Annotated in this window: 16 protein-coding genes and 3 pseudogenes; 4 read left to right on the forward strand and 15 right to left on the reverse strand. The window is 55.5% G+C overall.

The window, feature by feature from the left end:
* Window positions 1-237 precede the first annotated feature (237 nt).
* Window positions 238-1,167, reverse strand: coding sequence for a LysR family transcriptional regulator (locus tag AC07S6_RS19485; protein ID WP_495112829.1), 930 nt, complete (start codon window positions 1,165-1,167; stop codon window positions 238-240).
* Window positions 1,168-1,582: 415 nt separating this feature from the next.
* Here AC07S6_RS19485 and AC07S6_RS19490 point away from each other — a divergent pair, with 415 nt between their 5' ends.
* The gene (locus AC07S6_RS19490) at window positions 1,583-2,599 is read left to right on the forward strand and encodes an EthD domain-containing protein (RefSeq protein WP_495112830.1); all 1,017 of its coding nucleotides are present in this window, start codon (window positions 1,583-1,585) and stop codon (window positions 2,597-2,599) included.
* A gap of 580 nt (window positions 2,600-3,179) precedes the next feature.
* On the opposite strand, the pseudogene AC07S6_RS19495 reads toward AC07S6_RS19490, so the two are convergent.
* Window positions 3,180-3,302, reverse strand: a pseudogene (locus AC07S6_RS19495) (IS66 family transposase); the annotation flags it as partial.
* A gap of 345 nt (window positions 3,303-3,647) precedes the next feature.
* On the opposite strand from AC07S6_RS19495, the gene AC07S6_RS19500 reads away from it, so the two are divergent.
* Window positions 3,648-4,046 (forward strand): hypothetical protein, encoded by a 399-nt coding sequence (locus tag AC07S6_RS19500; protein WP_495112831.1) that lies wholly within the window; start codon window positions 3,648-3,650, stop codon window positions 4,044-4,046.
* A 1,317-nt stretch (window positions 4,047-5,363) separates the two neighbouring features.
* On the opposite strand, the gene AC07S6_RS19505 is transcribed toward AC07S6_RS19500, so the two are convergent.
* The 5 genes and pseudogenes from AC07S6_RS19505 to AC07S6_RS19525 form a co-directional block, all read right to left on the reverse strand.
* On the reverse strand, window positions 5,364-5,642 hold the full coding sequence (locus AC07S6_RS19505) for a hypothetical protein (RefSeq protein WP_495112832.1): 279 nt from the start codon (window positions 5,640-5,642) through the stop codon (window positions 5,364-5,366).
* Window positions 5,639-6,619 (reverse strand): integrase domain-containing protein, encoded by a 981-nt coding sequence (locus AC07S6_RS19510; RefSeq protein ID WP_495112833.1) that lies wholly within the window; start codon window positions 6,617-6,619, stop codon window positions 5,639-5,641. The genes AC07S6_RS19505 and AC07S6_RS19510 overlap by 4 nt, the downstream gene beginning before the upstream one ends.
* Complete coding sequence (locus AC07S6_RS19515; protein ID WP_011332380.1) at window positions 6,603-6,956, reverse strand: hypothetical protein; 354 nt, start codon at window positions 6,954-6,956, stop codon at window positions 6,603-6,605. Before AC07S6_RS19515 ends, AC07S6_RS19510 begins: the two co-directional genes overlap by 17 nt.
* Entirely contained in the window at window positions 6,943-8,337 is a 1,395-nt protein-coding gene (locus AC07S6_RS19520; RefSeq protein ID WP_495112834.1) for a YfjI family protein, read from the reverse strand. Before AC07S6_RS19520 ends, AC07S6_RS19515 begins: the two co-directional genes overlap by 14 nt.
* 1,068 nt (window positions 8,338-9,405) lie before the next feature.
* Window positions 9,406-9,621 (reverse strand): annotated as a pseudogene (locus AC07S6_RS19525) (LasR-specific antiactivator QslA); the annotation flags it as partial.
* Between the two features lie 63 nt (window positions 9,622-9,684).
* On the opposite strand from AC07S6_RS19525, the gene AC07S6_RS19530 reads away from it, so the two are divergent.
* Entirely contained in the window at window positions 9,685-9,906 is a 222-nt protein-coding gene (locus tag AC07S6_RS19530; RefSeq protein WP_495112835.1) for a hypothetical protein, read from the forward strand.
* 574 nt (window positions 9,907-10,480) lie between these two features.
* Here the strand turns inward: AC07S6_RS19530 and AC07S6_RS19535 are convergent.
* Window positions 10,481-11,531, reverse strand: a pseudogene (locus tag AC07S6_RS19535) (PDDEXK nuclease domain-containing protein).
* Between the two features lie 963 nt (window positions 11,532-12,494).
* On the opposite strand from AC07S6_RS19535, the gene ycaC reads away from it, so the two are divergent.
* Window positions 12,495-13,127, forward strand: coding sequence for an isochorismate family cysteine hydrolase YcaC (gene ycaC, locus AC07S6_RS19540; RefSeq protein WP_014720109.1), 633 nt, complete (start codon window positions 12,495-12,497; stop codon window positions 13,125-13,127).
* A 131-nt stretch (window positions 13,128-13,258) separates the two neighbouring features.
* Here ycaC and AC07S6_RS19545 read toward each other — a convergent pair whose 3' ends face one another.
* From AC07S6_RS19545 to AC07S6_RS19575, 7 genes are all read right to left on the reverse strand, one after another.
* Window positions 13,259-14,416 (reverse strand): glutathionylspermidine synthase family protein, encoded by a 1,158-nt coding sequence (locus AC07S6_RS19545; RefSeq protein WP_200583391.1) that lies wholly within the window; start codon window positions 14,414-14,416, stop codon window positions 13,259-13,261.
* 11 nt (window positions 14,417-14,427) lie between these two features.
* Window positions 14,428-15,138: a DUF1190 domain-containing protein gene (locus tag AC07S6_RS19550; protein ID WP_495112836.1), complete on the reverse strand. Its 711-nt coding sequence runs from the start codon at window positions 15,136-15,138 to the stop codon at window positions 14,428-14,430.
* Between the two features lie 18 nt (window positions 15,139-15,156).
* Window positions 15,157-15,585 (reverse strand): DUF350 domain-containing protein, encoded by a 429-nt coding sequence (locus tag AC07S6_RS19555; protein ID WP_003194539.1) that lies wholly within the window; start codon window positions 15,583-15,585, stop codon window positions 15,157-15,159.
* Window positions 15,586-15,601: 16 nt separating this feature from the next.
* Window positions 15,602-16,276: a DUF2491 family protein gene (locus tag AC07S6_RS19560; RefSeq protein WP_054918144.1), complete on the reverse strand. Its 675-nt coding sequence runs from the start codon at window positions 16,274-16,276 to the stop codon at window positions 15,602-15,604.
* Complete coding sequence (locus AC07S6_RS19565) at window positions 16,263-17,297, reverse strand: ion channel (RefSeq protein WP_490613929.1); 1,035 nt, start codon at window positions 17,295-17,297, stop codon at window positions 16,263-16,265. The genes AC07S6_RS19560 and AC07S6_RS19565 overlap by 14 nt, the downstream gene beginning before the upstream one ends.
* A 72-nt stretch (window positions 17,298-17,369) precedes the next feature.
* The gene (locus AC07S6_RS19570) at window positions 17,370-17,930 is read right to left on the reverse strand and encodes a rhomboid family intramembrane serine protease (RefSeq protein WP_197880345.1); all 561 of its coding nucleotides are present in this window, start codon (window positions 17,928-17,930) and stop codon (window positions 17,370-17,372) included.
* 156 nt (window positions 17,931-18,086) lie between these two features.
* Window positions 18,087-18,785, reverse strand: coding sequence for a PspA/IM30 family protein (locus AC07S6_RS19575; protein ID WP_490613928.1), 699 nt, complete (start codon window positions 18,783-18,785; stop codon window positions 18,087-18,089).
* Window positions 18,786-18,789 lie beyond the last annotated feature (4 nt).

Raw genomic sequence — 18,789 nt, forward strand, 5'->3', positions numbered from 1 at the left:
CCCGCGCCAGCAAATTAAGCCTTTTCAAGATGCTAAAGTGCTATCTTAAAATAAACAACTGTGCCAACCATTGTCTAGCTAACTTGCATTGGGGCAACAATGAGCTTTATAGAGGAGCCCAACTATCACCTTGGTTAATTATTCAGCCATGAAAGTCCCCCGACTACCTACGAAGCCTATTGCCTGCTCGCAGAGGGGCATCACAAGGCGCGACCGTGATCATTCCATACATAAACTCTACTTTTTCGTTGCTACTTCCCAGGGTGCTTCAGGAAGAAACCGCTCGGAAAGCAAATTTACAACGTGTCTTACCCTACCCGACAAGTGTTCGTTTTTCTGCCATACCGCATAGATGGGAAAACCCTGGGTTCGTACCTGGGGCAGAACTTGAATCAACCTCCCGGAACTAAGATGTTCTGCAACCAACCAGTCAGCCAGAAGCGCGATGCCGTGTCCGGCCAGAGCTGCGTCGAGGATGGCTTCGCTATGGTTCAGGCCTAATTGTCCGCGAACCGATAACGACTGACTACGGCCGTGACGGTCAAGGAAGTACCAAGGCCGCGCCTGACCACCACCACCGAAAGTGATGCAAGCGTGCGTGAGCAGATCATTTAGGGACTCCGGTTGGCCGCGTAGAGCTAGGTAGCTGGGATTGGCGACCAGCACCCCCTTCTGCACCCCCAGAGACTTGGCTACCAGCGTGGCACTATCTTGTAATGGACCTATACGGATAACCAGGTCGATGTTGTCCTCGACCATATCTACACGGCGATCGGTCAGGGTTACGTCTGGTTCGAACGCAGGGAATTCTGCAGCAATTTCCAGTAAGACCGGCAGCACCCAGCGTCGGCCGAAAACCACGGGAAGATCGACCCGTAAACGCCCGGCTAGCTCCTGGCGTTGTGTCGTGACCTGAGCCTGCGCGCTTTCCAGCTCCGCTAAGACTCTTCGGCAACCGTCGCTGAACTGTCGACCTTCTTCAGTCAGGCTCAGACGACGCGTGGTGCGTTGGAAAAGCCGCACTCCCAGTGAGGTCTCCAGGCGGGAAATGCTCTTAGAAACTCCAGATTTGCTCATGTCTAGCCGCTCGGCTGCCAACGTAAAGCTTCCCGCCTGCACGACCTGCATGAAAGCGGCGATACCGCGGAAAGGGTCTGGTGTACTCATGGCTTTCCAATTGGAGAATTCAAGTCAACTAAGTTGTGACATCCAAAGTATATATCTCAATTAAATTCATCAATACCATATGGCGTAAACAATTTCTACAAGACCTTTGGAGGTCCGCAATTGCCCATTAAGCCTTCAGGTTTAATCGCTGTTGGATTAAATCGCATGCTGCTGCTTTTGTCGGTATGGATGGGCTTTGCATAACCAATGCCTATTACCTTCGACCCGGAGCGTCCAATTCGTGGCAACCGGTCTACCGAATGACCGGCGTGATGGGGCGTGATGGTCGGTGCAGTTATCGGCAGTAACGCAAGGGCCTACGCAGGTACTTTCGATTTTTATGGCTTTGCCGCTACAGCTGGATTGGCAGCGATGGCAGTGTCCTTTGTTCACTATCCCACAGGAAGTAAATACTATGACTAAGACTGTCGAGGAACGACTGCTGCGCCCCCCTTACTTACAACCTCAATCTGGTAGCGACCAGCCGCTTACGGTGTTGTGTTCGCTGCTTTCACGCGCAGACAATACACCGCTGGCCGAGCGACGTCGGGCCGACGGCCACCTGCTTGACCACACAGGTAATATCATCATTGATCCCGCCGCCGATACCGCAAGTAACGCCTTCGAGAGTAATCCAAATCTCAACTTTGAGCACTGGGGTGAGTACTGGCGCAAGGTACATGGCGTGCGCTTTACCCATGCCGAGGAAACAGACGATCAAACCCTGGAGCGCCTGCTGCGCTATGACCAGTTGCACCGCTTTGCGCCGGGACCAACCCACACCGACGCGCCACCGTATCGCGCACCGGTCGATGCGCAAGGCAAATTATGGCCCACAGTAGTTGGCCACGTTGAAACCTATCAGCGCCCGCGCTGGGATGGTATTGCCTATCTGAACTTCACCGGCCCCGATGACATTGCCGTAGTACTGGGCAATGATCGAGTCCGCGAGAAAATCCTGCCCGAAGACCAAGCAATCTTCCGCGATATCGCTCCGGTGTTGTCACGCCAGTACATAATTGTGCCGAGCGTCGAAGGTAATGAAGCTATCACACTGGTCAAGTTGCACACGCGCAACGCGGCAGTCAGCCGTTCAGCGTTTCAGCAATGGTGGCTAAAGGAGCATGGGCAGATTGTTGCGACTCAGTCCAAGGCATGGATCAAGCGCTACGTGCAACTCCACAACATCGGACCGACGGAGCCGGGTCAGCCGCTGTATCATCCGCAGGCCAGTGGCATAGACGGAGTTACTTTGATGGGTTTCGCCAGCATGGGCGATCTGGAAGACTTCTTACGCAGCCCTGAATACAAAGAAATCGTAGTGGACGAGGAGCGGATGATGGATACCACAGCCACCGAATGGTGGACAACCATCGGTATGGTCCTCGTCAATCGTATTGCGTCGGAAGTAGTTACAGATTTTAACGCGTAATAATAGCTAGTGACGAAGAAGGTATCGATAGGACTGTTCTATCTTCGCTATTTTAGCTCAAAACTATATTGTCACTTTTGAGTGCGAGCCAAGAGTGACAATTTTTTAGTTTATATTTATACTCTTAGATTTTCATTTAATAGTGGAATGTACTCTTTTGATCGAGGTAGGGATGGCAGTTGTGACAAATGGAAATAAATGCAAGTAACCGGAATTAGGTACCACTGAGTACATGTCTTTCCTCGTGACTGATTTTGAAGCCGCCCTAGTAAAATCGGCTGCCGCAGCGGTAATAGAAAATCCGCCAAGGAATATTGTCTATTCTTCACCTGAATGAGGTCGTGGGGCTTGTAACTCAACCGTCCACCGTAGCGGGGAACGCCAAAGGTTCACCCATAGCTGGCGAAGTGCGCAGACGGCGAGGTTGATCTGAACTACATTAGAAGGCCCTGCCAAAAATCTTACCTACGGGATAACCCAGTTCATTGCAGATGGAATCTGATCAAAAGCGACGAGATCGGTCGGCCATCGATTGAGCGAGCGATCGAGACCGAGGACGTGGATGACATTGCCGTTCTGGTTCGCGCAGCACATCAACCAGCGGTTGGAGTTGCACGCCACAGTTGCCCACCCACTGCACCAAGGTCGAACGGGCGATGGGCAGCCCGGCGTGGCCGTAGATTTTCTCTTGGATCACAACTGGCTGAATTCTGACCGTCGTGAAGCGCTGAAACCGGCCAAATGCAGACATTGGCTGTAGTCCGCTAACGACCCAAACTGCCATTAGGTGTCACCGTTAGATGACCGATTCAACTCTGTAGAGGATGCTTCTCCTGAGCTCGCAGTGAGAGGCCTCAAGGCATTGCTGCTTTTTCATTCTACCGGACCGATGCTTGGCAGCATTCACGCTAGGTATCTGATTTGGCCAATGATTTCTGCATTCCAGACCCTTGCCAGCCACATGGCAACTGGGCTAGTCTCAAGACTCTAGACACAGCGTTCCACGCAACTCTTAAGTGCTTGAAACACATTAACTGTGAGGTTGCCAATGAGTCAGGAAGAGCTCTACGCCATTAGTCAAGCAATCATAAAACGTGGTGATCCAGCCTACACATCGCATTCGGGTGCATTCATCGAGCATCTTGAAAACTTGGCAAAGAAATCAGACCTTGTCGGCTTCGCAACTTCTTGCGCTTTGTATATTGAAACTTACCCTGCCGTCAGAAAATTTCTGAAGCAGCGTGTCTCCGGTATACTATGCAATAAATACTTCATTACGCTAAGCACTACTGATTACAATAAGTTTATACAGTGGACCATCGACACACCAGACTGGACCAGCGAAATTAAAAAATCGTTCCGCATACCAGAAAAGCTGGTTGCTGCCGTGAATTCAATCCAGAACACAATTTCTAAAGCACCTGTCAACACCATCATAAGGACTTGATCATGACCCATATAGATAATCTGCTGGCCGCTATTTACCCGTAGATTCCATTTCAATCCGAAGCATCCGCAGAGCAGTTCCTCAGACAGTATCCAGACTTTGCAGATCGCATTGCATTTGTGTCCGCACTCTATTTTGGCCGCTCCCACATTCATGACAATCAAATAAACGAAGATCATGTAAAATACATGGCCTCCGGCGAGATGAACCGTTTTTGGGAAGAAGGGAACTTCGCAGATTCTGAAATTGCGCGAAAACTCTATGAAAAGAATACCAACTTGAAAACTTACTACGACGCTTTCATTCGCTGCACCAACGCTTCAAATTATGATCGGAGTAAGTATTGATACGATCACATCTTAAATCAGATTTCAATTAAGCACTGGTTCCAAGTGACGGCTAAGGCGAGACGAATCTACGGAATCAACCAAACTGGCGCAACGCTGATTCGGGTCGTAGCCTCGCTCCGCAGCCGTCCTCTCTGGGTCCAGGCTATGTGAAAACACATTTTTAGAACGATTCGGCCATGGGGGCATTCGACCAGGTTTTGAGGCACCATATGGTCTCTAGGAATCCAGCAGCTCGACGCAGCTCGCAAACCAAATCAGGAAGAATGAATGCCTTCCCGTCGCCGCCTCAGTAGTGTCTGTCTGTTGGCGCCGATACCTAGTAAACCCAGTTGCCGAGATTTCACTGAACCAGTCTGACTCCTAGTAAATCATTGTCTGCACTGGATGTTTTGCAGGTTTGGAGATGGGGCAGTCTTGCGTCGGCAACTGGGTCAATCCAAGGTCAGCGCCAACAACCTTGGTATTTTTCTCCCTTCTGTTTCCCTTGCTACTCGGGGAAAACAGGTCCCATTTAACGATCGCATTACCATATTCACTAAGCTATAGCCTGCTCAAAGGACTGGTTTTAGCGGTTGCCTCTGGAGTTTTCCTGCTCGCTAAAAACTGGTTGCGCCCACACTTACGCCCAGCCAATGGGACTCTTGGTGCCATATTGATCGCTGCAAGCTCAATCTTTCTGGTGAAAATATCGATCAGCCTGTGGTGAATAACTGCGCGTAGAAATCACCTACCCTGTTCTGATGATAAGGACGATGTTCCCTATTTAAAAATATGCCCCTCTTGGTCAGTCACGGCATCCGCTCCATGGCTAACACCATCCTGAACGAGCGTGGGTAGCGTCCGGAGCCAATCGAAGTCGCGCTGGCGCACGTTGATAGAGATGAAGTCCGAAGTGCCATACCGGGCAAATTACAACGAACCCCGACACCCAGTGAATACTGCGCACTCCATCCTCATGGGCTCACGCTTAAGGCCTATCAGACAACCACGACTTTTGCCTTCTACGACGGATCAACCCTGCTGTTAACTCGTAGTAATAGATGGTAGCTGGAGCTGAGCATCGCAAATAGTGCTCCAGAAACCATCTCACGTGCTTTTCTCTCCAGGACCAGGGAGTCGCGCAACCCCAGCGTTCACGAATCACCTCGTGCATCCTTTCTGCTTGCCTGATGTGCCGCTGCCGCGTGGCATGTGCACCTTTGAGCACGGGGCGCAGAAACAACGCTATGTCGAACTCGGCCGTCATCGCCGACCTCCGATGTAGGCACTCACCACATCGATGCGGTTATGTCCCAACTCGTGGCTGATCTGCTGTCGTGCGCGCTGATCAAGCTCTCGATCTGCTCGATGGCCACGCCCCCCATTGTTGGGTGCAGGTAAGCCGGTCAGTTGCTCATAGCGCTCACAGGCGTAAGCCGCCCGCAGCTCATGAAAACCTTTCAATCCATACTCATGCAGAATGTCCCGAGCAGGTCGAACAACTGCCTGTAAGAAATCTTTGTAGCTTTCAGCAGGCGCTAACAGGTTTCGACTGCCCTTGGGTGAGGCCTCGCTCGCCCTGTCGAGAGCATCGCGAACTTGATCCGTGACCGTAATCCAACGCGGTGCAGATGCGCCTGATCGACCGCCTTTGGTGCCATCCTGGATGTTGATCTTGCCCAGTCGTTGAGCCTCTCGCTGCAGCCGTGGCAGGTCCGCCAAAATCGCTTCACGCAGGCGCATGCCGGTTTCCCGGGCGAGAAGCACGATGGCACCCACCCTCGGTTGCTGTCGCTCTGACAGAGCCCGCGCGATCAACTCGACCTGCGCACGGTCTTGGCCTTGCGGAGTCTCACTACGCACGCTTGAGCGCTGCAGGCCAAGCGCCTTACTCGGACTCGGGATTTTGACGTACTGATCACCGCGCAGCGCGGCCATCGTTCGGTTCACGCTGGACAGTCGGTTCTGCGCGGTGGCAATGCCGACGTTGCCCTGATCAACCTGCTCCCGCACGTGGACGGCGTACCGCATGAGGATCTCGCGGTCTATCTGGCGCGCGTCGTTGACCCTCGGTCCTTCATCGGATCGACACCAATGCACGAAGGCCTGCCAGCGATCGCTATGGGCTTTGACGGTACTAAAATGGCCATCGCCAAACAGATCTTTCAGGGCTTGCGGTCCAGCATAGCTAAGCTGGCGACCGAAGCCGAAATTGCGCCCCGCTCGCTTACCGACCCGAGCCATTTTTCTGTTCCTGATCGACTGCCGCGAGATCATGCAAAAGGGCTCGCCAGTGCGCACTTACAATCGCGAACTGAGCCCAATCAGTCGGGCGAAAACACAGCGTGTTGTCGGTGACGTAAAGATGCGCACCCTCCTCTTTCAACCATTGAATAATGGCTGTCGTAGAGGCGATAGCTTTATGGGTGGTGGCGACACTGGCGACAGCGGCGACAACCCTTGTCCTGCCTGGTTTTGAGCGTGGCGACAAAGTGGCGACAGTAGCGGCGACAAATCGCGCTTTGGGCTCCTTTTGACGCTGAGCCAGATGGTTACGCAGCGCTTCATCAAGATTGAACATGACGCACCTCGAAGGTTTGGCCATCGGTGATCAACCACTGATGATCAATCAATTCGACCAGCAGCTTGGCGGCATGACGGCTGCTCTTGCGGGCAAAGCGAGGACCGTTGCGATTCAGCTCTCGAATACTGAAGCATTTCCAATTCTTGACCTGCAGCCAGCGCAGCAGCCGGTCTGCCTCCTCTTTTACTCGGCACACCGGCTCCTGCTCGGTCAAGCGCTGGATCTCGGTGAGGTAATAGCCAACTAAGGTTGAGGCCCGTTGGATGTGATCGACCTCCACAACACTGCTCTCCTCCACAACGGCCAAAATGCCGGCGACGCGCAACAGGTTGTCTGCTGCCTTTGATCCACTGGGCCGCACATTGGCCAGCTCACCAAACTCACCCAGTTGAGCTTCGATGGCATCATGCAAATCAATCCAGCGACGGCGGGCTAACGGGCTGAGCGTCAGCGGTGATAACCGCAAGGCACCGTCAGCGGAAAGTGACCAAGGCTGATGAAACAGGGCCGAAAGACGGTCGTGATAGCGCTTTAGGGCGGGGTCTTTGGACAAGTCGACAGCCTGATAACTGCGTTGTCCGGCCAGGCTGGTGGGCCAGGTGATGAGGCAGCGACCGAGAATGCCTTGCCCCTGCAGCAATGGGTCACTGAGTAACTGCATGGCTAGATACGGTTGCAGCATCAAGTGCAGGCTTAAGCGTCGATCGTAAGCTCGCAAGCTTTCACCCGCCATAGACCGCGCGCGATCTATCGGACTGCCGTCCCAGAGTGACGACAAGGTCGTAACCGCTTTCAAACGGTTATCCCGACTCATGGTGCTGCTACCAAGGAATTGCCCGCCCTCGTCACAGAACAGGCCCATGCTCGGCAAGTCATGGCAGAGTCCCTTGATCAGGGCCTCGATAGTTGGATCGGTGGTGATCAGCCTAGGTGCAGAGGGCTCTGCTTCAAGCTGTACGCCGTCTGTGGGGTCGGGATCGCGAGGGTTGATACGCTGCGCGACACGGTACCGGGCGAGTTGTTCACGGTAGCGCTGCCACTGCTCACGCTCCCATTGCCGTGCTGGCAATAATGCAGATCGGTCTGCCGCCGTTTTACGATCCCCCGAAGCTGCCACCGTGATCAGGTACAGCGACAGGGGATAATTTCTCCCGTCGAGCTGTAAGCCGGCATGACCTTGGGTAGCCAGGGCCGAGGCGGCCAACACCGATTGCGCTGCCAGTGCTTGGGGCACGCCGATGACCTCGGCCATGCGCTCCACCGCAGGCCCAAGAATCCCTCCCAGTGCCTGCACCGGATAAGGCTGGGCTACGGGATTCGACTCAATCAGCGGTCGAGGTGGTTGTGGTAGTTCAAGCTTCGGATCTAACTGCTGCATGGGCCCTCTCCTCGTTCATTGCTGGTTGTCCTCACGTAGCCCCCGCCACGGGTGTTGAGTGTTATCAGGGATCAAGGCCCCTGCGGCCTGTGAGGTGTTCACTGACGCGGAACGAACGGCTCCTTACGACCGGGAGCGAGGGCATGACCCCATGAATCTGGCCTCCTTGGCGCATCCGAAAATGCGGGCGGGTGGAGGCTGTGCCGACTGACGAGTTCGGCACCTGGAGATCCGGAGTAGGAGAAGGCAACGACATGGACACCTGGGGCATGCCTGACTGTCAGTCAGATGCAGCCTTTCCATTGGCTGCGGCACCGGTGCCTGTGTCGTTGCGGATGGCGACGAATCGGATTTGTCAGGCCGATTGTCACGAGGAGAGTTGCGGCAATGCCTTGTACGAAGAGGCTTGCAGCAGTGGTACGAGCGCCCGTCTCTTTCCAAAAGAAAGAGACGGGCGAGGTCTGGCGCAGCGACGTGTGCCGAAAAGGTGAGGTTGCTGCAATGCAGCGAGGTAGGTCCATCGTCTGCCGCAATGGGCAGATAAGTCGAGTAGGCATCCATCACTCTTGGGAAGTGACCGTGCGAGCCGCCGGACGCTAATCGCACTTGGGGAAGAACCACCACGCAAGTGGCGTAGCCTTAAAGGTTCTGGCTACCTGGGCAGGTGCTGTCAACGACAGCGATCCGTGCGCCAATTTTTATACCCACTCGAAAAGGCGGTCAAGCGTCACTGCCGAAGTGCTCAGAAAGTGGCGACTGTCGCCAATTTTGTCGCCATGCTCCAGGCCACGTTCTACGTGAGTTGTCGCCGGCGTCGCCGCTGTCGCCACACCTATATCCATGCCCAACGAAAAGATTCGGACACACACTGAATAACGTTGCGCTCGATGGAAATCGTGGGGAATTAATGATGGGGAAAGCAGACGTGGTGTGAATTAATTTTGAGCATGGAGAGTGGAACGCGGCGGCTTCGAAAAAAAGCGAGTGAACCCTCCGATCGGCGCGATCAAAGATCGCTTGATCGGAAGGTTTGGCGGGAAAAGCAAATCTCAAACGTCAATTGCAGGCTCAGGCATCAAAGCGGGTTGATTGGGAAGTGACGGCCTCACGTCGCATGATCAGCGTCTGCTGCAACCGCAGCAAAAAACCTGCTTCAAATGCCTCTTGTGGATCACCTGGCCGATGACGTTTTCGGTTCTGAGACAGCGCCCACCATAACGGTAGTGATGAGCCTTCAAGCCAAGTCTCTGCGCAACGAACACCCTCCTTTATCACCGGAGCAAAATCATCGCCCCACGGCGTTTAGATCGCCGGCCCCCCTTCAGCGGGCGGGACAGAGACATACTCATGGATCTGTTGATGAACGCGTTGGGCTGGAATGCCAGTCAAATATCGAAAGGCTTTATCGAACAGCACTGCCGCGTCATCCAGCAGTTCTACTGCAAAGGGCTCAAGGGCCAGGTCCGAAATAGCAGACTCAATTTCTACTGCATTCATGATTTACCACTGTCCAAATCGCTGATGCGCGAAGACGGCGATTTTAGCCGCAAAAAATTTTCTGATGGTTAGATTCCGACCAGCACATGCCGTTCTGTCAGCTAGCTTTCAGCACCGGCGATCAAGCCGCTTGGGTTTCCGGATGTTGCTGTATACGCCAGCCGAGCGCCCTATGCCAGTGAAGGGGAACACGATGTGGAGATGATAAAGGAAGGCGGTTCTGCCATGCGAAAAAGTCTCAGGCCTCCCCGTGTTTTCTGCAGCCTCCTGGCTAGGCCATAAAAATGTCGATGTGGTCGTTTCTGGTATGGCGTTCAAACCTAATCTCTTAGATCGTTGATCTGAACAACTGCGTTGAAACAGGAGTGACCTGGTATGAATTTCCGCTTTTGCCCGGTTTCTACCAGTGGCGCCCGCCCGGGGCAGTTCACTGCCAATCGTGATTACGAATCGTGCTGATCAGATCGAATGCAAATAGGTCGTAAAGTAGATCTCAGTATTCCAATTGGTATTCCAGCGAAAAATAAAAAAAGATATTAATTTGATAAACCAATAACTTGCTGAGTCAATTCAAATTACCCCGGCCGGTGGGGGTAACCCTCTTCTGCCAACCAGCCGAGGGTTTCCTGTTCCATTTGGTCTTCGGTTATTCCACTTCACTTCCTGTGTTCAGTTCATCGGCCAGCTCCGCCTCAATTTCGGCAATGCTCGGCAGATTTCTTCCCAGATTTTCGGGCAAATCGCGCAATAGTTGGTATTCGGCGACGCCGATGGGTTTGTCGATACCCGACAACGCGTACTCGGTCACCAGGCGGTTTTGCTCTTTGCACAGCAGCAGACCGATCGTGGGTTTGTCGTCCTCAGCCTTGATTTGTGCATCCACAGCAGCCACGTAAAAATTCAACTGGCCGGCGTGTTCGGGTTTGAAGGCGTAGCCTTGAGTTCCACAACCACGTAACACTTGAGCCGGGTGTGATAGAACAGCAGGTCGATAAAGAACTCATCACCGCCTACGTCAAGGCGAAACTGCCGAGCGACGAAGGCAAAACCCGCCCCTAATTCCAGCAAAAATCGGGTGATATGGCGGATCAATCCATCTTCGATATCGCGCTCGTGGGCATCGTCGCCCAGACCGAGAAAATCGAACAGGTAGGGATCCTTCAGGGTTTCTTGGGCCAAGGCCGATTCAGCAGCCGGCAGACGGGTGACAAAGTTGGTGACCGCTGAGCCCTGGCGCTGCTGCAAGCGGTTCTTGATGTTCTGCTCCAGCGTACTACGTGACCAGCCATGTAGGACGGTGTGTTGCGCATACCACTCGCGCTCAGCAGGGCTGTCCAGCTTGGTCAGCAGGATCACCACGTGGAACCAGGGCAATTGGTCAGCAGCCTGCTGACCAAATTGGCGATCCGGGCAATGCTGAGCGAAGAAGCGCATGTACTTGAGGTTGCTGGCTGACCAGCCCTTCATATCCGGAAAAGCATCCTTGAGGTCGCGGGCCAGACGCTCGATGACCTTGCCCCCCACCCATGGGCTTCCTGGCGCTGTTGAATCTCGCCGCCGAGGTGGTGATACAACTGCACTAACTCGGCATTGACGGCCAGCGCCGCCCGCTGCCGGGCCTGACTGATGTCGCTTTTGAGCTGAGTAAGCCAGTCTGCATAGGCCTCAGGCAGCGTGGGAGTCGTTTCCTTGCTCATGCACAAACCTCCTCGACCATATCCTCGGCTTCCCGCAGACGCAGTTGGCCGGAAATCAGGCGTGATAGTAGGGTTTCGCGGAGTTGGGTGTACTCGGCGGCGTCCATGTTGGCGAGTACCTTGTCAGTGGTAGCCCACAGAGTTTTCTGCAGGTCCTGCAAAGTGCTGCTGGCTGGGTTAGCGACGGCTTTGCGCCCGGACTTTTTTTCAATGGCTCAAGTCCCCCATTGTCAGCGCTCTCGCTCGGCGCATAACGGGCGCGGGCCTGATTGAGCGCCTGTTCAGCGAGACTGCTAGCGGCCTGTTCGGCACCTTTTTGATCCGTCATGGACTATGGCCTACATTCGACGCAGATGACTTGCGCGGTAAAAAATGAAAACCCGACCACAGAAGTCCGGGCGAGGATAGTCAGTATCATAACGGGGCAATGGTGTTTCGTCTGAATTGTACGGATCAGGAGACCGCTCACTATTCTTCAATCTGGCTTACCGCGTATAGCAACGACTGACAAACCGCGCAGGTTGGGTGTCATAATTTGTGTCCAGCATCACCTAAAAAACCGTTGGCTGAAACCCAAAAAAAGCAGGTCATTTGCCGTGCAAAAACCACAAAAATGTGGGGGATCAAATGGGGGTATGAGTGCCTTTAAAAACATCTAACTCATTGTTTTTCAAAAACATATATCAATAAAAAGCTAACCACAAGCCGGCTTTTTAATGCCCGTAAAACACAGTTCAATTACCCAACAGCTGCTGGCCACCCTTCAATCAATGTCATTGAGGCAGACAATTCATTCCTGTTCTGCGCAGCGACCTGAGGCCTGAAATCGCGCCCTAACCATTGTCCACTTTAAGTTGACAGTAAGACTCCTTCCACCCGATTTATCCCTCGTCACCTACCCATTAATCTGTGCCCATGTTGAACGCAACGCCCAACCAACCTAAACAAAAAAAGGATTCAACCATGAGCACTGCAACCTACAACCGCTTGAACAAAGACGACGCCATTGTTCTGCTGGTCGACCACCAGACCGGCCTGATCTCCCTGGTGCAGGACTTCTCCCCCAACGAGTTCAAGAACAACGTGCTGGCCCTGGCTGACCTGGCCAAGTTCTTTAACTTGCCGACCATCCTCACTACCAGTTTCGAGCAAGGCCCTAACGGCCCGCTGGTGCCGGAGTTGAAGGAGATGTTCCCGGACGCGCCGTATATCGCTCGCCCTGGTCAGATCAATGCCTGGGACAACGAGGATTTCGTCAAGGCGATCAAGGCCACGGGGCGTAAGCAAATCATCATTGCCGGTGTGGTGACGGATGTGTGTGTGGCGTTCCCGACGTTGTCGGCGCTGGCGGAAGGGTTTGAGGTGTTTGTGGTGACGGATGCGTCGGGCACGTTCAACACCACGGTGCAGCAGGCGGCGTGGAGCCGGATGACACAGGCCGGTGCACAGTTGATGAACTGGTTCTCGGTGGCGTGTGAGTTGCACCGCGACTGGCGCAACGATATCGAAGGGCTGGGGAATTTGTTGTCCCAGCGGATTCCTAACTATCGCAATTTGATGAACAGCTACTCGGCCCTGTCTGCTCGCCAGAGCTAAGACTGCCATGCTCCGTATTGAGCCTGCCTGAAAAGGCAGGCTTTTTTATGGGTGTAGATTGAGATGCGTGTGGGTGACGCGGAGCGTCACTGGATGCATTACCACGCGGAGCGTGGGAACGATCAACTTCCTTAATCCAGGATCAAGTGCGGCAGAAACCGGCTTGAGTCCTTGGTGATCAAGCTATTGTCCTCTCGCACCCCAATCCCCGCCGCCTGGTCGCCAATGACCCAGGAGCCGATCAGCGTGTAGCTGTCACCAAATTTCGGCAGCGGTGCGAACTCTTGAAGGATGAAGGGCGCATCCGTGTAGGGACCGTCTTCTTTTACGATCAGGCCTTCGGCGGTTTGCAGTTCGATGTTGGCGCCTTCACGGGAGAAGAACGGCTTGCGCACCCAGCCTTTTGGCACGGCTTTGCCTGGGTCGGTGTCCAGGTGGGACGCGAGCAGGTTGGGGTGGCCTTTGTTGAATTCCCACAGCAGCGGCAGGATGCCTTTGTTGGAAATAATGGATTTCCACGCGGGCTCGAAGAACTGTGTGTCGCTCTGGGCAATCGCCGCACCAAAGGGTTCGTGGAAGATGAACTCCCAGGCGTGCAGTTTGAACAGGTGGGGGATCCAGCGATCTTCAAGGTCGACGAAGCGGCCTTCGCTGGTCAGGCCGATGTCTTCGACGTCGATGTGGCGCGATTCGATGCCGACTTTTTCGGCAACCAGACGCAGGTAGTCGGTGGTGCCTTTGTCTTCGATGGAGTCTTTCATCGAGGCGAAGTAGAACGGCTGGTTGACCTGCAGTTGGGCGAAGGCCTGGTGCAGTTTGGTGTCAATGCTATTGAACTGGTCGGCGTGCTTGGGCAGCAGGCCGCGCTCGATGCATTGTTCCAGCCAGCCCCACTGAAACGCGGCTGCTTCGTAGAGGCTGGTGGGGGTGTCGTAGTTGAGCTCCAGCAACTTGGCGGGCCCGCTGCCGTTGTAGGAGAAGTCCATGCGCCCGTACAGGTGCGGGTGGCCTTCGAGCCATGAGGTTCGGATCATGTCGTAGAAAGGCGCGGGGATGCTCAGGCGCTCAAGCAGTTCTTCGCTGTGGACCACGCGGGCGACGAGGTCCATGCACATGTCATGGAGCTCGGTGGTCGGGTCTTCGAGGTCGCGCTCGATTTGCTTGAGCGTGAACTGGTAGTACGCGCTTTCGTCCCAGTAAGGTTCGTCGTCGATGGTATGGAACAGGAAGCCAAGACTCTCGGCTGTATGTTTCCAGTCATGACGCTCTGCGCATTGGATCTTCTTCATGGCCGGTTTCCTTAGCTGCTCGACCCGCCGCCCCAGCCGCTGCGTGCGCTGGCTTTGCTGCCGAAGCCGCCCCGGGAGGTGGCCGATGAAACCGAGCTCGACTTAGGTGAAGAGCGCAGCGTGCTGGTGTAATTGCTGCTGCCGTAGCGGGCCTGGTTGGAGCGGCCAAAGGTCGCGCCATTGGACACGCGCTGGTTGAGCGTCGAATTACCGTAGTTGCCGCGATCATCGCGATAGCGGTACACCGGTTCCGAACGGTAGCTGTTGCGGTTGTTGCTCAGCATGTTGCCGATCAGCAAGCCGGTCAGCAGGCTGCTGGTGGAGAAGCCTGAGCCGCCGCTGCTGGCCTGAGCATTGGCCGCTTGCGCATTGGCAGCGTCGACCTGGGATTGGGTCACCTGGCCTTCGGCGGTCAGTTCGAAACCGCCCAAGCGCGGGATGAATTTGCCGGTGGAGTCTTGCTGGCACCAGTCAGCGACAAAGTCGGCGTCGCAATCGGCCTGGCTGTCATACACCGGCGCAATGCGGCGATGCTCGGCCATGGCCGTCATGTAGGCGTCCGAGCAGACGTCTACCGGAAGTTTTTCATCGGCGCATTGCTGTACCGATTGGAAGTTGTACTTCTTTTGCAGATCGTAGGTTTTTTCCGTTGGGCCACAGCCGGATATCGCCATGGCGACCGACGCTGCCAGCGACAGCTGGACGTACTTGCTTCGTTTCATCGGGAGCTCCGTGGGCAATCAGTTCGAGGTGGGCGTCATGCACGCGGCATTCAGCATGCCGACGCTGATGGCCACCGCGGCCACGTAGATACCGGCCGCCAGTTCGCCCTTCTTGATGCGCTCGGACGTGCCTTTGAGCACCAGGCTGGTCAGCAGAAACGCCAGCAGTTGGACGACGGCGGCGATCACGGCCCAGACGATGAAGTCGAGAACGTTGATCGAGTAGGCAATCACATTGCTGGCCGGAATGGCGAAACCGACGATGGCACCGCCCAGGGCGACCGCTGCGGAGGTGTTGCCCGCACGGATCAGTTCAAACTCCTTATGCGGGGTGATGCGGGTGTAGATGAACTGGAACAGCGCGAACAGTACCGCAGCCCCCAGGATGTAGAGGACAAAGCCGAGCACCGCAGCTTTGTTGAGGGAGATGGAGAGTGCTTCTAGCATGGACGGCTTCCTTTTTTTAGAGCGTAGTCAGGTCGGTGGTGTACAGCGAAATGCCCAGGGATGTGCTCAGGCTGATGGTGCCTTCGGCATCTTCTTCGACGGAGAACAGCAGGAATTCTCGACGGTCGGTCAGGCCGGTGTCGCGGGCGTATAGCATCGAACGGTGCTCGACGCTGTAGGTGGCTTCTGGGCTGGTGACCTGTTCGCTCATCGCCACCAATTCGGTCTGGCCGTCCTCGCTGCCCCACTCCCGGAAGTACTCAACGCCGTCGTGGGTGTAGGTCGGCAGCCCGATCAGGCTCTGTGGGCCCGCCAGCCTGCGCAGTTCCGCTTCACTGCTGATGGTGACGTAGCTGAGGTAGTTGAACAGAATCACTGACTCGACCTGGCCCGCTATCTGGCCGGTGGTGTGCACCTGCAACCAATAATCTTCGTCGTTCATGTAATAGCGCGACAGCCAGGTGGACTGGCCGAGGTCGATGGTGCCGTTGCTCCAGATTTCCTGGGAGCCGGGGATCACCACGTTGGTTTTTTCATCGAGCAGCAATTTCAGGGTGGTGTCGAACATCACGCCCTTGCCCGGCGCCAGGCCCAAAGGACCGGTAGCAGGCAGGCTTGGGCTGGCGGTTCGGCTCGAGTCGGTAGTGGCTTTTGGGGCCTCAAGCCCCATCAACTGTTTAAGCCATCCCATGGGAGATTTCCTTAAGGCGAGTGGAAGCGATGTAGAAGAGTTCGCCGCCTTTGACCGCTGTGGCACTGGGCGGGTTGATCGACGGCTGCTGAACACCTTTGGCGCGATAGCCAATGAGGGTGGCGTTGTGGCGCTCCTTCATCTGCGTGTACAGCTCGCCGAACGTTGCCTCAAAGGCGTCGGGCAATTTCATCAGGTACTGGGTGGCGCCCTGCCCCACGCACAGCAACTCATTGATGACCACCGACGAGCCCGGATCCTGAGAGGCGCGCACCAGCATTTCGATCGCCATGCTGGACGTGCATTCCAGGCGCGGGGCGTAGGAGCTGGCCAGTGCAGCGATTTCACTTTCGTTGAAGTGGGCGACCACATGCCCGACGGGGCTCAGTTGATTCACCGCCAGCACGGTGGCCAGCGTCAGGTCATCAGACGGGGTCCGCACCAGCACACGCTCGGCACCGGGCACACCGGCACGCAGCAACAGTGCGGTGGAAGACAGGCTTTCGCCGCGGATGAACGCTGCTTTGCCCGGCATCGGATTTTCTTCAAGGCTGCAATCGCAGATCACGATCAGGTTGTCGTTCGAGGTTTCGTCTTGCAGCAACAACTCAATCACCCGCTCGCTGGACGCGCCCTCCCAGCCGATCAGCACGGTATGGCCGACCTTGCCGGTGAAATCACCTTTGCCCTTCATGCCTTTTCTCCATGCATCGATAACACTACTGGTGGTTTTGCCGATGGCTGCCGTGAGCAGCGCAATGCCCCCGAGCATGACCCAGGCCGCCACGAAAATTCGCCCAGCAGAAGTCTGCGGTGCGAGGTCGCCATAGCCGACGGTGAGTGTGGTGGTGAGATAGAAGTAGATAAACGTGGCGGGAGCGGTGAGGTGTTGTTCGCCCAGCAACACCAGGCCCAGGTAAGCGGTGCTCAGGTGGACACCCAAGGCAACGATCAGGCCTGCCCAACCGAAGCGATGAAAGAGGGACGAGGCGTACATGCGTAACAGTAGGAAAATCGACATTTAGCCCCTGGCTCCCTGGGTACTTGAATCCTGACGACAGCATCGCCTCGGCGTCTGGATGCTCAAGTGCGTTCACCCGGCATTAAACCCGCTGCGCGGCGTGGATAGAAGTACCTTGGCTGCAATAAATCCAGCGAGCGCACCAAACAGATGCCCTTCGAAGGAAACGCCCTGCCGCGGAAGGAAGCCCACGACCAGTCCGCCATACAGCAAAGCCACAACAGCGGCTGTTAGCAGGTTGCCCCAGCTTCTGTGAAACCAGGCGCGAGACAGCAGATAGGCCCATAGCCCGAACACCCAGCCGCTGGCGCCGACGTGTACGCCTGAAAAACCGAACAGCCAGACCAACAAGCCGCCCAGCAGAATGACGATGGCACTGACGGCGATGAACCGGTTGACACCTTCGATCATGACCAGAGAGCCCAAGACCAAAAAGGCAATCAGGTTGGCGCTCAGGTGAGCGAAGGAGGCGTGCAAAAACGGCGAGGAGAGTATGCCGAACAGACCTTGCACCGTTCTAGGGATCAGCCCGAATGCCATGAGGCTGTAACCGGTCGCCACATTGAGCAGTTGCAGCGCGACCATGAAGAGGGCCAGGCCTGCGATTGTCTTGAAACCCTTCAAGGCGTTCATCCTGACCTCAACATACAAAAGAAGAGCACTGCGACTGTGGCGAGGGAGCTTGCTCCCGCTGGGGCGCGAAGCGGCCCCAAAAACAGGACTGCTGCGCAGCCCAGCGGGAGCAAGCTCCCTCCCCACAGAGTTGCAGGCTTAACTGACCTACGTTGATTACTCAGCCGACTTTTGCTTCAGACGCTCCAGAATCGCATTGGCACTGCCTTCGTTCGGCGTGATGCCGGCATCGCGCAGTTTGCGTTCCAGGTCTGTCCCCGTCGACGCTTCAGCCAGCTCATCCTGGGCTTGCAGCTCAGCGGCGCGTTGTTGCTGTTTGGCCTGCAAGCGATTGAGCGTACCGACGGCGGTTTCCAGCTTGCCGTTGGCACCGCCGCTGGCAATGGAGGCACTGACCTGGGCCTTTTGCACGCTGTCGCGAGCCTTGGCCATGTCCACTTGCTGGCGCAGGCTTTTGATGCGGCTTTCGGCCTTGGTGATGTCTTTGCGCATGCTCTCAGCGTACCCACCGAACTCGGTGGTCTGCTTTTGCTCCACGTCCCGCTCGTTGGTCAGGGTCGAAATGGCTTCGGCCACTTCCAGGGCGAGGTCTTCACGGTTGGCCTGGATAGCGGCCATCGCCTTGGATTCCAGGTCTTTGATCTTGGCGTCGTACTCGCCAACACGATCAGCCGCCAGTTTGTGCTTGGCCATGATGCTCACCAGCTCACGCTTGGCGCTGGCCAAGGCGTTGTCTGCATCGCGAATTTCCTGGTCGAGGATTCGCAGGGCCTGTTGGTCGACGATCGATTCGCCGACTTCGCTGGCACCGCCACGCAACGCGGTGAACAATTTGCTCCAGATGGACTGAGTCATTGGA

It is taken from the genome of Pseudomonas sp. GW821-FHT07B01, assembly GCF_059419065.1.